Raw genomic sequence first — 13973 nt, forward strand, 5'->3', positions numbered from 1 at the left:
CGGACCGGGCTCGCACGGCCCGACCACGGCCGTGTCCAACGTCCGAGCAGCCGTGTAACGAACAGCAAGCGTCATCGTGATTCCCGAGTCTCTTCGGTACGGGTGAGGCGGTAGAAGGCGGTCGCGGTGCCCGCGAGAATCGCCGAGGTCTCGTCGGCGGAGCACCCGTCGAGCAGTTCGTGCACAGTGGCGGCCCAAAGGTTCCAGCCGCCCGCGAGGTTCGCCACCGGCCAGTCCGAGCCGAACATCAGCCGCTCGGGGCCGAAGGCGCTCAGCAGGACGTCCCACACCGGCCGGATGTCGACGATGGTCCACCAGTCGTGGTCGGCCTCGGTGATCAGCCCGGACACCTTGCAGACCACCTGGGGATGCCCGGCCAGCCGGCGCAGCCGGCTCTCCCACTCCCTCAGTTCGCCGCCGGCGATATCCGGCTTGCCCGCGTGGTCGAGCACCTGGGGCAGGCCGGGGAAGCGCTCGGCCAGCCGGATCGCCTGGTCGAGCTGGTGGCTGCGCACCAGCACGTCGTAGCCCAGCCCTCGCTTCTCGACCGCCGCCAGGCCGCGTCCGACCTCGGCCCGCTGCAGCCACTCGGGGTCGGACTCGCCCTGGACCAGGCTGCGCAGCGAGCGGAGGTAGTTGCCGCCCGGTCCGGCGAGCAGCCGGTCGAGGTCGTCGCCGACCCCGGGGGACGTGAGGTCCACCCAGCCGACTACGGCGTCGATCAGCGGCTCCTGTGCGGCGAGCGCGAGCAGGTCCTCGGTCTCGGGCACGTCCGGGATGCACTGCACGACCACCGTGCTGTGCAGCCGGCGGCCAGCCACCTCCTGGGTGGCGGTGGCGCGCAGGTCGTCCGGGGTGAAGGTGCGGCGGATCGATTCCAGGCCGGGCTCGTCGAGCCACGACTGCGGGCGCCGGGCCAAGTCCCACAGGTGGTGGTGGGCGTCGATGAGCACGGGCGGCTGGGTGGAGGTCACGGGAGGCTCCGGGTGGGGTCGGTCTGGAGTGGGCGGGTCAGTCGGCGGTGGGCTGCTCGCCGGGCTCGCTCAGGTGCCAGACCTCGGGAAGGTTCGTCCACTGGCGGGAGTCGCCCCGGTCCGGGAAGGGCTCCTGGCAGGGGTCGGTGTGCGTCCACCACTCCTGGGTCACCGGGTCGGCCTCGAGCTCCGCGATGTCGGCGTCGAAGTCCTCGCCGTGGTACTCGTAGTACGCGAACAGCACGTCGCCGTGGAGGTAGATGCTGTAGTTGCGGATGTTCGCCCGGTGCAGCGCCGCCTCGACCCCGGGCCACACGGCGGAGTGGAGTTCCAGGTACTCCTCGCGGTGCTCGGGCCGGAGCTTGATGGTCTGAGCGAAGCGCTTCATGCGAATTCCTCCGACGTTTCGGCGTTCGGCACGTCGGCCGAGGTTCCGAAGGGCGAGCGGTAGCTGGGGGTACGGGTGCGGAGCTCCAGCCGGAGCGTCATCCGGATCCGGGTGGACGCGGGCAGCCGGACCGTCAGGTACGCGCCGGAACAGGCCGTCTCTGCCTCGCCGACCACCGGCTCGGTGTGACCGTAGTCGTACATGTCACCGATCCAGCCCTCGTCCGTACACGTCGTGTAGCGGACGGAGGTGATGGTGTGCTCGGCGAGAGCACCCGCCTGAATGATAATCGTCCGATCTTTGTCTGGCGAGAGGTTGACCAGTTCGACGGTGGTCGCCTCGGGGTCGATGGAGGTGACCAGGGCGGCCACGTCCTGCGGCAGCCCCGCGCGGCGGGCCTCGGCGTCGTGGTAGCGCAGCCGGGCCTGCTGGATGCTGCCGTTGTAGAGCACCTGGGGACCGCCCCAGGTCAGCTGGACCAGGGCCTCGGTGGCCACCGGGTTGCACTGCTGCCACACGTGGATGTCGGCCTCGTCCACGTCCAGGTCGCGGTAGCGGTCGATCCGCCGCAGCCGGTGGCGCACCTGCGCCTGCGCGGCGGCGAGGATCCGCTCGGGGTAGCCGGGGTCGTCGCCGGCGAGGAAGGCGAACCAGGCCTTCTCGTGCCCGGACTCCTCCTTGGCCCGGAACGAGCGCACGGTGCTCCAGTCGAGCGGGTCCGCCTCGCGCAGCTTCTCGATGCGGGCGCGGTCCTCCTCGGAGGCGCTGTGGTGCCAGAGCGCGATCGGCACCGGCAGGGTGACGGGGTTGTAGTCGAACCAGCCCGAGTCGTTGTGCCGGAACGGGAGGTGCAGCGTCGGCTTGTCGAAGTCCCCGGCGAGTTCGACCGCCCACTTGGCCGGGAGGCTGGAGTCCGCCTCGGCGTGCGGCATCAGCTTGGCCCGGGAGATCATCTCGTCGAGCGTGGTCCCGACCATCGAGAGGTAGTCGTCCTCGCCGGTGGACACCGCCGCGGCGAGGGCCGCCACGCAGGCCGCGTGGCCCACGCTGTGCCAGCCGTGCGGCCAGGACCAGCCGTAGTGGCCTCCGTACCAGCGGCCTTCGAGCCGGCTGCCGACCACGCCGTCCAGGCCGACGTTGTCCGGGAGGACGCCGCCGTTCGCCTCGGTGCGCTCCCGCCAGGCGCCGACGTACTCGACGATCCAGTCGCGGTAGCGCTGCTCGCCGGACAGGATCCAGGCGTTGAGCACCAGGCCGGCCACCGCGAGGTTGACCGCGGTGTCGCCGAAGCCCATCCGCTCGCGCATCTGCGCGCCGAGCCGCGGGTCCGAGTCGAGCGGGTACGGGCCGTCCTGCGCCTCGGGGAGCCATTCGAGCGGGTAGCCGTAAGTCGCCGCCTCCTTCTGCAGCCACGGGTAGACGTCGCCGTCGGACAGGCCCTGCCGGTCGGGGTCGCTGCCGTTGTGCGGGCGGGTGACGATGCGGTGCCCGGGGTCGTAGTTGCCGTGGACCGGGTCGACGTACAGCTCGGCGAACCGCAGGGCGCGCTCGGACCAGCGCTCGGGGTCGGCCATGCACAGGAAGTAGAGCAGCAGCAGGCTCTCGCCCTGGTGGAACCAGTCGTAGCCGCGCTCGTACTCGTCCTTGAGCATGTCCAGCTCGGTGAGGTGCTTGGTCACGCCCTCCCAGTGCTTCGCGCTGGCGGCCAGCAGGTCGTCGGCGCCGCCGAGCAGGTAGAGCTGGGGCCAGTTGAAGAAGACCTCGTAGAAGTCGTCCACACCGTCACGGGTGGTCAGCCGGCCGTTGTAGTTCAGTCGGCCGTCGGGGCCCGTGAAGTCCCGGGCGAACTTGCGCCAGCTGTGGTCGAGCAGGTCGAACAGCGCTCGCTGCGCCACCGCCCACCCGGGCGGTTCGAGCAGTGGTACCCCGGCCTGGATCTCGGGGAGGGGCGCCGGGGCGTCCCCGCCCGGCGAGGGATCGGTGGAGCTGTGAGACATGGGGAGGATCTCCGATCGGGGTGGCGCGAGCGTCATTCCTTGGTGGCTCCGGCGAGCATCCCGCTGACCAGGAAGCGCTGGGCGAAGAGGAAGACGACGAGTACCGGTGTGATGGCCACCAGCGTCGCGAGAGCCAGCTGCGGGCGCTCGATCGCGAGCGAACCGGCGGTCGGGTTGAACTGCGGCACGCTGGTGAGCAGGTTGCCGACGCCCACCTGGACCGGCATCTGGTCGCTCTCGGGGAGCATCACGTAGGGCAGGAAGTAGTTGGTCCAGTTGGCGACGAAGCTGAAGAAGCCAACGAGCGCGATGACCGGTGTCGCCAGCGGCAGTGCCACGAGGCGGAAGACGCCGAACTCGGAGCAGCCGTCGATCCGGGCGGCCGCCAGCAGGTCCTTCGGTACGGCGGTGGTGAAGTAGATGTACGTCAGGTACACGCCGAACGGGTAGAACGAGTACGGCAGGATGATCGACCACATGGTGCCGATCAGGCGTGCCGCGTTGAGCTCCAGGAACAGCGGCACCACCAGCGTGGCGGTCGGCATCAGCATGACGACCAGGGTGGAGACCAGCAGGGTCTTCCGGCCGCGGAACTCGGTCATGGCCAGCGCGTATCCCGCGGGCACCGACACGCAGAGCGTGATGACCAGGGAGATGACGGCGTACAGGGCGGAGTTGCCCAGCCAGAGCAGGATCGCGCCGTCCTGGAATCCACTCAGCGCGTGCCAGTTGTCCGCGAGCGCGCCCCAGGAGCCGAAGGAGAGCGGGTGGTCGTGGACCAGCTGCTGGTCGGTCTTGGTCGCCGCGAGGACGAGCCAGAGCACCGGCAGTACGAAGAACACCGCGAACACGGCCAGGACGGAGCCGGTCAGCAGCCGGTACGACGCGCGCCGTACGGGGCGGTGTCCCCACCGCGGCGCCCGGCGTGGCGCTCGGCTCGTGACGCTCGGTTCCCGTTCCGTGTTCGACGAGACGGCGACGTGAGTGGTTGGAGAATTAGTCGGCATCGAAGAACCTCGACCGTGCGACGAAGAGACCGGCGGCCGACACGCTGACGACCAGGAGCTCCATCGAGACCGCGGCGGCGCCGTTGATGTTGTTCATCTGGAAGGCGAAATCGTAGGTCAGCTGATTGAGCGAGTAGTCGCGACCGGCCACACCCACGCTGGCGAGGGAGAGCAGCTGCGGCTCGACGAAGAGCTGGGCACCGCCCGCGAAGGCGAGGATCACCATGTAGACGATCCACTTGCGGAGCATGGGGATCTGCACGTGCCAGGCGGTCTTCCAGGCGCCCGCGCCGTCGATCCGCGCGGCTTCCAGCACGTCCTGGGGAATGTTGTTGAGCGCGCCGTACATGACGACGATCCAGCCGCCCGCGCCGGTCCAGAACGCGATGATGGTGAACAGCACCGGCAGGTTGTCCGGTGCGATGACCGCGCCGAAGGTGTCGAACCCCAGCGCCCCCAGCAGCGAACTGACCGGACTCACCGTCGGGTCGAGTATGAACAGCCAGACCAGCACGCTCGCGGCGCCCGCCAGCGCCCCGGGGATGTAGTACAGGAAGCGGAGCGTCTTGCTGGCCCGCCCGGAGGACAGGCGGTGCAGCAGCAGCGCCAGGCCCACCACGAACACCACCAGCGAGACCAGCCAGAACAGCAGGTAGACAGCCACGTGGCCGACCGCGTCCACGAACCGGAAGTCCTGCGCCGTGGTGATGAAGTTCGTGAAGCCGGTGAACGTGCCGCCCGCGTCGGTGAAGGCGAACCAGATCGCGTAGCCGATCGGGAGGACGCCGAAGGCGACCAGCAGAAGTGCGTAACCGGCGACGAAAGCCGGGCCGGCCCAGCCCTGGCCGGCGCCACGGGGGCGCCGGCCAGAGCCGGCCGAGGAGGAGGTGACCGTCACGACGAGACCTTGTATCCGAACGACTCGGCGTGCTTGACGATCGCGTCGTGCCAGGCGGGCAGCAGGGACCCGATGGTCTGGCCCTGGGTCAGGCCCGGCTTGACCGTGGCGGCCCAGATGGCCTCCTGGCTGTACTGGCCCGAGCCCCAGCCCGGCCACACCTGGGAGGAGGCGTCCTTGAGGGCGCCGAGGTCACCGGCGAAGTACCCGGAGGTGCCCTGCGCCTTGAGCCAGTTCTCGGCGGCGGGCGCGTACGCCGGGAAGCCGGGGGACTTCTCGCCCTGGTAGGCGTTGTCGGTGGTGACCCACTTCAGGAAGTCGGTGGCCGCCTTGAGGTGGGTGGAGTGCTGCGACAGCAGCCAGGTGCCGCCGCCGACGTTGCCGGTGGACGGCGCGGTCTCGCCCTGCCACTGGGGGATCGGGGCCACGGCGATCGTCTTGTCCGGGGTCTTCAGGGTGTCCTTGAACACCGCGCCGCCGTACCACGCCGGGCCGGGCATCAGCAGGACCTTGTCGGCCTGGTTCTTGGCGAACTCGGTGCTGAAGACGCCGCTGACGGACATGGACTTGTTCTTGATCAGCCCGTCCATGAGCTTGGCCATCTTGGTGCAGTTCTCACCGCTGGTGTTCGCCGTGACGGCCTTGGGACCGGTGATGTGGTTGGCCTCGCACTTGCTCGCCCAGAGGTAGATCTCGGGGGTGTAGGAGTCGCCCGCGTCGCCCACCAGGTAGCCCGGGTGCTCGGCGGCCACCTTCTCGCCGAGCGCCTGGTACTCCTCCCAGGTCTTCGGGACGGTGTAGCCGAACTGCTTCATCAGCGGCGCGTTGTACCAGAGCACCGCCTGCGAGAGGTCGTTGCGCAGGCAGTAGACGGTGCCGTTGACCGTGCAGACGTCGTTGGCGCCCTTGGCGAACTGCCCGAGGGTCTCCGCCGGGATCAGACCCTTGTCGAGCGGCGCGGCGAAGCCGGCGTCGACCGCCCAGGTGGCCTCGTTGTTCTGGGAGCTGAAGACGACGTCGGGCCAACCCTTGCCGGTCCGGTTGAAGAGCTGGACCTTGGTCTGGAGGTAGTTGGACCCGTTGGCGTCGCCATCGTAGGTGACGATGTCCAGCTTCACCTCGGGGTGGAGCTCCTGGTACTGCTTCGCGGCGGCCAGTCGGGTCGAGTCGACCCAGACCGTCACCGCTCCGTCCGTCTGCGCCGCCTGGGCGAAGCCGTCCTTGGTGGTCTTGTCGGGAGCCGCACCACCACAGGCGGCCACGGTCATTGCCAAGGTGACCGCGCAGGCGGCCAGCAACACCGGCCGTCTCTTGCTGGACACTGCGACGGCCGGAGGCTTGTTGACGGTCATGAGCGACTCCACTGCAGAGGCCCCGAACGGGGACGGGAGGTGGGGGTGGGGCGACGCCGGGCCATCCCGGTCGGGCGTCGGGTAGCGAGGGCCGCTGTTCCACTGCCGCCCTCGGGGATTAATTAGCCGCCCTATCAAAAGCGCCGTCAAGGGTTCGCGCAGATCTATTCCGAGCAGTTTCAGACTGGCGACCCGCCATATCCGCACCCTTATGCCGGGGACACCCCTATTTGTCCGTTTCTATCCGTCGACTCTCACCGACAGTCTTCGAAGAATGAGTAGGACTTATAGCTCTCTGCGCTACGATGAGCCAGCTCCACAGCGATCAGTCGCCCCTCGCGCCAGTCATCCCGGAGGCAGGAAAGATGAACGACACGCCCACGACCGAAGCGGCCCTGCCACCGCAGGCCTCTCCCGCCGTCGCGGCGGCGGTGAACGGCTCGGGCGAGGAGCAGCGGGACTACCGGCCCGGATACGAGATCGTGTCGGAGCAGATCCTCGAGTACATTGCCGGGGAACGCCTGGTACCGGGCGACCGGCTGCCCACCGAGCACGATCTGGCCAAGACGCTCAACACCAGCAGGGCGGTGGTGCGGGAGGCCGTGAAGATCCTCTCCGCGCTCGGCCGCGTCCGGGCGCACAAGGGGCGCGGTCTGTTCGTCGCCGACGACGAGGGCATGCTCATCACCAGCCGCTGGGGCGGTTTCTTCCGGCCGGTCGACCTCGATCACGTCCTCATGCTCTTCGAATTCCGCAAGGTTCAGGAGACGGCCGCCGCCAGATTCGCGGCCACCCGGGCCACACCGGCCGAGCTGCGCACCATCGAGGTCGCCACGCAGCAGTGCCGGCACGGGGTCGTCCACAGCCAGGTCGACGTGTTCAACCAGGCGGACGACGACTTCCACACGGCCGTGGCCACCGCCGCGCACAACACCTTCCTGCTCAGCGCCGTGCGCGATGCCCGTCGACTGCAGCGGCAGTCCAGCTCCATCGGCATCCACGACATGCTCGGCGAGGCCGCCAGGGCCGCGGTCGAGGAGCACGAGGCGATCTACCTGGCCATTCGCGACGGCCTCCCCGACGAGGCGGCCGCGGCCACAGCGGTACACCTCGACCGGACGCTGGGGGACTACCGGCGGGAGATCCAGCGACGCCTGTTCGGATAGAGACGAACTGTGCCGGCGGAGGGCCGGCACAGTTCGCTCGGCACGGCCCGCCAGGTGTGGTGTCTCGGGCCTCGGTTACGCGAAGTCCTCGAAGGTGAGCTGCTGCGGGATGTCCGCGAGTGGTTCGGGCGGCTGGTCGAAGACGATCCGGTAGTCGCTTGCGGCGGTCCGGCTGATGGGCGGTCGGCCGCCGAGCGCGGCCGCGAGTTGGACACCGCGTTCGGCTGGTGCCGGCACACCAGGCCGGTGAGCCCCAGTGCCCTGCCGGGGCCCGGCTCGTTCTCGCCGTACGCCGGGTCCACCGACCAGCCGTTGGCGGGGTCCCGGTACTGACCGGACGCCCAGAAGAAGGACCCGTCTGCGTCGGTGCCTTGCTGCGCCGGCCAGCCGCCGTCCCACCAGATGTCGTCGACCGCACCGTAGTCGGTGACCAGCTCCCGCACCGACTGGTGCACCTCGTTCTTCATAATGCGGGCGTTCTCGCGGTAGCCGAAGCCTGCCGGATCGGAGCCCTCGTGGTTCCACGGGTAGAGGCTGCCCGGAAGCACTCGGTCGGAGCTGAGCGCGGGTTCGGCGGCTTCGCCCCGGTTGCGGCGTAGTAGCCGGGGTAGCGCCAGTCGATCGGCGAGTAGTAGAGACCGGCAGCCCGCACCGCGTTCACGTGGGCCTTGACGAAGTCGGTACCGACGGTGAAGGGTGCGGCGGCGGTCCAGGCGTTGAGGTGGCGGCTGGCCACAGGGCGAAGCCGTCGTGGTGACGGATCGTCAGCACCACCTCTCCGGCGCCGAGGTCGCGTGCCAGCCGGGCCCAGGCGGCGGGATCGAAGGACTGCGACCGGGTCGCGAAGGAAGCGGGGTACTGCGCCCTGGTAGGCGGCCGGCTTGGTCTTCGAGCCGAACATGTGCCACACGCCCTGCGCCGGTGCGGAGTAGACGCCCCAGTCGATGAGCATCGAGAGCTTGTTGTCACGCATCCACTGGATCCTGCTGTCCGGCTGCTGCCAGGCCCCCTGGTCCAGGTTCCCCGGTCCAGCTTCGGGGTGCGCAGCGGAACGAGGGGCAGCGGGTCGCCCTCGGCCACCGCCGCGACGGCCGGGGGCACTGCCGGTTCCGACCACTCCGGCGACGGTCACAACTGCCGAGCCCGTGAGAGCAGTTCTATGACTGATGGATCGTGACATGAATTGCTCCGATGGTCCTGGGACACACGGGGATGGTCGCTGCGGTCAGCTACATGTATCGCGCCCGTTGGAGCGGCGCGTCAAGAGATGCGACAGGGATATGTCCGATGTTTCTCACCCGGCCAGCCTTGCCGCACCCACCCCACCGGAGGAGTTCGACCGCCTTCGACGCCGAGCAAGTTCTTGCGCCGCCGAAGAACTTGCAGGTGGTCTCGGCGAAGTGCCCCTCTCCTCCGATCTCGACAGTCCACTCCGCACCCCGATCGACGTGGCGTCAATTCGTCGAACCCACACCAAAGGCAAGAGATTCATCGGATTGCTCTCCGCGCGAGAAGCTTGACATGAACCCGGGCTCAGCGTTTTGCTGTATCGCCGAGGGTGTTTGATCTCGATCGGTTCTGGTCGGTTCCGCTCCCCTTGCGCAATCGGCACATGGACTACCTGTTGAACCCCTGCTACGGCGCCGGCCTGCAGCTGTTGAAGATCGAGATCGGCGGCCGACACCAGCCTTCCGACGAACCGCTGTGCGGCTCCACACGAGGTTCGCCGCAGCGGTGACCCGTCCGGTAAGCCCGCCTTCTGGCCCACTTGATGCCCCGCACGTCTGCCGGCAACCGGTCGTGACCGTGCCCGCTGCAACACGTCCTCATAGGAGAGGTGAACCCTTGGCCCCCAGTCCTTCATGCGACGGCCGGTCGGTCAGCCTGTGGCGAACCGCACTCGCCGGGCTTCTCGCCCTGCTCGGCGCCTTCGGGACGGTGCTGCTGCCCGCCACACAGGCCCACGCGGCCTCCGTGGGATTCACCCTGGGAGCCACCCGCACCGACCAGAACGGCAACACACTCCAGCTGCACGGGCTGGGCATCGTCAAGGTGGGGAGCACCTGGTACGGCTTCGGAGAGGACAAGACCGGCGAGACGTCGGCGAACACCTCGTTCCAGGACATCCCCTGCTACACCTCCAGCGACCTCGGCACCTGGACCTACCAGCGCGTGGCACTGGCCAAGCAGAGCAGCGGCGATCTGGGGCCGAACCGGATCGTCGAGCGACCGAAGGTCATCTACAACGCGTCGACCGGCACGTACGTGATGTACCTGCACATCGACAACGCCGACTACTCCGACGCGAAGGCCGGTGTGGCCACCAGCAGCACCCCCTGCGGCCCGTACACCTACCGGGGCAGCTTCCGGCCGCTGGGCAACGTCAGCCGTGACCTGGGTCTGTTCCAGGAGACCGACGGCACCGGCTACCTGCTGACCGAGGACCGCAACAACGGCGGCCTGCGGATCGACAGACTGTCCGCCGACTACCTCTCGGTGGACAGCGCGGTCGCGCTCCTGGGCGGGGGCAGCATCGAGTCCCCGGCCATGGTGAAGAGCGGCGGCACCTACTACTTGTTGGGGTCGCATCTGTCGGGCTGGTACACCAACGACAACGTCTACGCCACCGCCACGTCCCTGAGCGGCCCGTGGTCGTCCTGGAGGGACCTGGCCGCCCCCGGCACCAACACGTACGACAGTCAGACGGCCAACATCATCACCGTCCAAGGCTCCTCGGGCACCACGTACATCTACGCGGGGGACCGCTGGAACACCGGCGACCTGGGCAACTCCAAGCTGATCTGGCTCCCGCTGACCATCAGGGGGACGACGGTGAACCTCGGCCAGTACCCCACCTGGTCCCTCGACACGGCCGCGGGCACCTGGTCAGCCGGCAGCGGAATCCCCTCCGCCGGCACCTACACCCTGACCAACGCGGCCAGTTCGATGCTGCTGGATGTGTCCGGCGCCTCCACCTCCAACGGAGGCGGGGTCATCCAATGGCCGTCGACCGGCGGTGCCAACCAGAAATGGACGCTCACCAGGGTGGCGGACAACATCTACACGCTGACCAGCGTCAACAGCGGACTGTGCCTGGACGTCCCCGGCTACTCGACCGGCACCGGCGTGCAGTTGCAGCAGTGGACCTGCAACGGAGGCGTCAACCAGCAGTGGGCGCTGGATCTCACCGGCAGCAAGTACGTACTGGTCGGCGTCGGCAGTGGCCTGACCACGGGCACCGGCGGCTCGACCTCGCAGGGCGTGGCAGTGGATCAGGAGGCCGGCGGCAGTGCAAGTGCTGCCAGCGAGAGCTGGACCCTGTCCTGACCGGCTGACAGCAGGGGGCCCGGCCGGTGGGTGGCTCACGTGAGGGCCGCCGGGCGACAGGCGCAGACAACCTCAACACCTCGTTCAAGGTCGAACAGAAGGAGTTACAGTGCCGGATTCCATCCCGCGTCGATCGGTTCTCGTCGGCATGGCGGCCATGACGGTGGCCGCCACGGTCGGCTCCGTCGCCATGATGACGCCCGCGTACGCCGCGACGACCGCCGACCCGCTGCCGCTCCCTCCCCTGCGGATCCCGCATGCCGATCTGGGCCTCGAGCAGCAGCCGGACTCCAAGATCCAGTGGCTGATGGACGCCAAGCTGGGGATGTTCATCCACTGGGGCGTGTACGCGGGCCCGGCCAACGGTGAGTGGTACATGCACAACGCCGCGGTCACCCCGGCGAACTACCAGAAATACCTCACCGACGCGACGAGCGAGCAGTTCACCGCCGATGCCTACGACCCGGCGGCCTGGGCCCAGCTGGCGAAGGACTTCGGGGCGAAGTACACGACGCTCACCGCCCGCCACCACGACGGCTTCGCGCTGTGGCCGCTGAACCACCCCAACAGCTGGCACTCCGGGCAGGCGCCGCTCAGGCGTGACTTCGTCAAGGACTACGTCGCGGCGGTACGGGCGGCCGGTCTGAGGGTGGGCCTGTACTACTCGCCGATCGACTGGCGCTACCCCGGCTACTACGACGTGACCGGCACCAACTGCGCGACGAACCCTTGGGGTTACACCACCGATCCCGCGCACAAGGAGAACGCGCGGATCATGAAGACGGAGGTGTACCAGTCGGTCAAGGAGCTGGTCACCCAGTACGGCGTGATCGACGACCTGTGGTGGGACGGCGGCTGGATCGCGGAGCAGGGCACCGACGCGGCCGGCGCGTTCTTCTGGGAACCCGGCCGGTTCCGCGACACCGCCAACCAGTGGCCGGTGGACGCCGCGTACAGCGAGACGGACTCCGGCGGCAACCCGCTCGGACTGATGGGCATGGTCCGCAAGCACCAGCCCGACATCGTCGCGACCTCACGCTCCGGCTGGAAGGGCGACTACGACAGCGACGAGGGCCCAGGGGTCCCGAGCGGGGCGATCCGCACGGGCAGGCTCGTCGAGAAGGTCTTCAGCGTCGGTGGCACGTGGGGCTACTCCAACTCCCCTGTCATGGGCTACGGCACCGCCCTGAACATCCTGGTCAACTGTTGGGTGCGGAACATGACCGTGATGGTCAACGTCGGCCCGGACCGGCACGGCACCGTCCCCGACCCCCAGGCCGGCCTGCTGCGGCAGATCGGCACCTTCATGACCGCCTACGGCCAGTCCATCTACGGCACGCGCGGCGGGCCGTGGAACCCGGTCGACGATCAGTACGGCTTCACTTACAACGGCAACACCTTCTACGTCCACCTGCTGCCCGGCTTCAGCGGAACCACCTTCACCACCCCGCCGGTCGGCGACGCGCAGGTCACCCGCGTGTTCGACGTGCGGTCCGGCGGCACCCTCTCCTGCACCGTCAGCGCGGACGGCCGGGTCACCGTGACCGGCATCGACCGCACCACCCACCCCCAGGACAGCGTCATCGGCGTCGTCCTCGACCGGAGCGTGCAGCCGGCCGACATCGCCGCCGGCAAGACCGCGACCGCCGACAGCGAGGAGACATCCAAGGGCAACACCGCGGCCAAGGCGGTCGACGGGGCCACCTCCACCCGCTGGTGCGCCAACGACGGCAACACCGGCCACTGGCTCAAGGTGGACCTCGGCTCGACCCGTTCCCTGACCGGCACCCGCATCGCCTGGGAGCTGGACGGGGCCAACTACCGGTACAAGATCGAGGGCTCCACCGACAACACCGGCTGGACCACGCTGGCCGACCTCACCGCCACGACCGGCACCACCCAGGTCCAGGTCTCCCAGTTCCGCACCCAGGCACGGTACGTGCGCGTCACCGTCACCGGGCTACCGGACGGTGTATGGGCGTCCATCCGCAACCTGGAGGTCTACGACCGGCCTTTCGGCGCGAACCTGGGCACCTTCAAACTGGTCAACCGCAGGAGCGGCAAAGTGATGGACGTCATCGACGCCTCCACGGCCGACGGCGCCGACCTCGTCCAGTGGCCCTGGACCGGTGGCACCAACCAGCAGTGGAAGCTGGTGCCCAATTCGGACGGGTCCTACCGGCTGTCCAACGTCAAGAGCGGCAAGGTCCTCGAGAGCCCCGGCAACTCCACCCAGGGCGCGAACCTCGACCAGTGGACCGGCAACGGCGGCGACAACCAGTGCTGGCAGCTCGTCCCCTCCGCGACCAGCGGCTACTACCGGCTCGTCAACCTCCGCAACGGCTGGTGCGCCGACGTCAAGGACGCCTCCACCGCCGACGGCGCCCATGTCATCCAATGGCCCACCACCGGCGGCGACAACCAGGACTGGCAGATCCTCGCCATCTGACGGACGCCCCGCCCTGCTGAGACCGCCGGCGGTTCCCTCCGCCAGCGCCGCGCGGACGGGCACCAACAAGCGGTCCAGCAGCGCGGCCTGAGAAGTCGTTGTCCTTCCGAGAGCGACGGGTGCGGGCAGTGGCGGTGGAGGGCGGCGAGGCGGCGGTGCTGGTGCATCGGGGCCTGGTCCTGCTTGATCACACGGGGTGGCAGAGCGAGTCGGGGCATGGTGCCGTTGTCCATGCACCAGCGCAGGAGGAGCTGGGCGGGTGCGCGGTGGCGTAACGGTCCGCGTGCCAGGTGGCGAACCGGTGCAGGAGCCGGTGCCGTGCGGGGTCCTCGACGGCTGTGAGGCGCTCGGTCGGGACGGCCCGGACCAGTGGCGCGGCGGGGCGGCGCGCGGGCCCGCCCGCGCCCCCCCCCCG

Annotated in this window: 13 protein-coding genes; 4 read left to right on the plus strand and 9 right to left on the minus strand. The window is 69.0% G+C overall.

Annotation, left to right across the window (positions count from 1 at the left end; translation table 11 throughout):
- Positions 1-71 precede the first annotated feature (71 nt).
- From AB0P35_RS39250 to AB0P35_RS39275, 6 genes are read right to left on the minus strand one after another with little or no spacing between them, the layout of a single operon-like run.
- On the minus strand, positions 72-974 hold the full coding sequence (locus AB0P35_RS39250; RefSeq protein WP_363520783.1) for an amidohydrolase family protein: 903 nt from the start codon (positions 972-974) through the stop codon (positions 72-74).
- Between the two features lie 37 nt (positions 975-1011).
- Positions 1012-1362, minus strand: a complete 351-nt coding sequence (locus AB0P35_RS39255) for an L-rhamnose mutarotase (RefSeq protein WP_095878025.1) — start codon at positions 1360-1362, stop codon at positions 1012-1014.
- Positions 1359-3359, minus strand: a complete 2001-nt coding sequence (locus AB0P35_RS39260; RefSeq protein WP_363520786.1) for a hypothetical protein — start codon at positions 3357-3359, stop codon at positions 1359-1361. Before AB0P35_RS39260 ends, AB0P35_RS39255 begins: the two co-directional genes overlap by 4 nt.
- Before the next feature lie 32 nt (positions 3360-3391).
- Positions 3392-4366 carry a carbohydrate ABC transporter permease gene (locus AB0P35_RS39265; protein WP_257019630.1) on the minus strand — a complete coding sequence of 325 codons (975 nt, stop codon included), beginning with the start codon at positions 4364-4366 and terminating at the stop codon, positions 3392-3394.
- The gene (locus AB0P35_RS39270) at positions 4356-5264 is read right to left on the minus strand and encodes a sugar ABC transporter permease (RefSeq protein WP_363520790.1); all 909 of its coding nucleotides are present in this window, start codon (positions 5262-5264) and stop codon (positions 4356-4358) included. Before AB0P35_RS39270 ends, AB0P35_RS39265 begins: the two co-directional genes overlap by 11 nt.
- On the minus strand, positions 5261-6616 hold the full coding sequence (locus AB0P35_RS39275) for an ABC transporter substrate-binding protein (RefSeq protein ID WP_363520792.1): 1356 nt from the start codon (positions 6614-6616) through the stop codon (positions 5261-5263). The genes AB0P35_RS39270 and AB0P35_RS39275 overlap by 4 nt, the downstream gene beginning before the upstream one ends.
- 365 nt (positions 6617-6981) lie before the next feature.
- On the opposite strand from AB0P35_RS39275, the gene AB0P35_RS39280 reads away from it, so the two are divergent.
- Positions 6982-7782, plus strand: a complete 801-nt coding sequence (locus AB0P35_RS39280) for an FCD domain-containing protein (RefSeq protein WP_363520794.1) — start codon at positions 6982-6984, stop codon at positions 7780-7782.
- Positions 7783-7857: 75 nt separating this feature from the next.
- Here the strand turns inward: AB0P35_RS39280 and AB0P35_RS39285 are convergent, their stop codons facing one another.
- Complete coding sequence (locus AB0P35_RS39285; RefSeq protein WP_179419796.1) at positions 7858-8019, minus strand: hypothetical protein; 162 nt, start codon at positions 8017-8019, stop codon at positions 7858-7860.
- A 420-nt stretch (positions 8020-8439) separates the two neighbouring features.
- Positions 8440-8883, minus strand: coding sequence for an alpha-L-fucosidase (locus AB0P35_RS39290; RefSeq protein WP_363520797.1), 444 nt, complete (start codon positions 8881-8883; stop codon positions 8440-8442).
- A gap of 511 nt (positions 8884-9394) precedes the next feature.
- Here AB0P35_RS39290 and AB0P35_RS39295 point away from each other — a divergent pair.
- The 3 genes from AB0P35_RS39295 to AB0P35_RS39305 all read left to right on the plus strand — a co-directional run bounded on the left by AB0P35_RS39295 (position 9395) and on the right by AB0P35_RS39305 (position 13558).
- Positions 9395-9520, plus strand: a complete 126-nt coding sequence (locus AB0P35_RS39295; RefSeq protein ID WP_363520800.1) for a hypothetical protein — start codon at positions 9395-9397, stop codon at positions 9518-9520.
- Between the two features lie 107 nt (positions 9521-9627).
- The gene (locus AB0P35_RS39300; protein WP_363520803.1) at positions 9628-11109 is read left to right on the plus strand and encodes an RICIN domain-containing protein; all 1482 of its coding nucleotides are present in this window, start codon (positions 9628-9630) and stop codon (positions 11107-11109) included.
- A gap of 109 nt (positions 11110-11218) precedes the next feature.
- The gene (locus AB0P35_RS39305) at positions 11219-13558 is read left to right on the plus strand and encodes an alpha-L-fucosidase (RefSeq protein ID WP_363520806.1); all 2340 of its coding nucleotides are present in this window, start codon (positions 11219-11221) and stop codon (positions 13556-13558) included.
- Positions 13559-13745: 187 nt separating this feature from the next.
- On the opposite strand, the gene AB0P35_RS39310 is transcribed toward AB0P35_RS39305, so the two are convergent.
- Positions 13746-13973: hypothetical protein (locus tag AB0P35_RS39310; protein ID WP_363520809.1), on the minus strand; the 228-nt coding region annotated here is incomplete at its 5' end.

The organism is Kitasatospora sp. NPDC085879, assembly GCF_040686255.1.
GTDB lineage: Bacteria > Actinomycetota > Actinomycetes > Streptomycetales > Streptomycetaceae > Kitasatospora.

Coding starts and splice junctions, on each gene's coding strand:
- AB0P35_RS39255 (WP_095878025.1), bottom strand. CDS start 1,362: ATGAAGCGCTTCGCTCAGACCATCAAGCTCCGGCCCGAGCACCGCGAG.
- AB0P35_RS39260 (WP_363520786.1), bottom strand. CDS start 3,359: ATGTCTCACAGCTCCACCGATCCCTCGCCGGGCGGGGACGCCCCGGCG.
- AB0P35_RS39265 (WP_257019630.1), bottom strand. CDS start 4,366: ATGCCGACTAATTCTCCAACCACTCACGTCGCCGTCTCGTCGAACACG.
- AB0P35_RS39275 (WP_363520792.1), bottom strand. CDS start 6,616: ATGACCGTCAACAAGCCTCCGGCCGTCGCAGTGTCCAGCAAGAGACGG.
- AB0P35_RS39280 (WP_363520794.1), top strand. CDS start 6,982: ATGAACGACACGCCCACGACCGAAGCGGCCCTGCCACCGCAGGCCTCT.
- AB0P35_RS39295 (WP_363520800.1), top strand. CDS start 9,395: ATGGACTACCTGTTGAACCCCTGCTACGGCGCCGGCCTGCAGCTGTTG.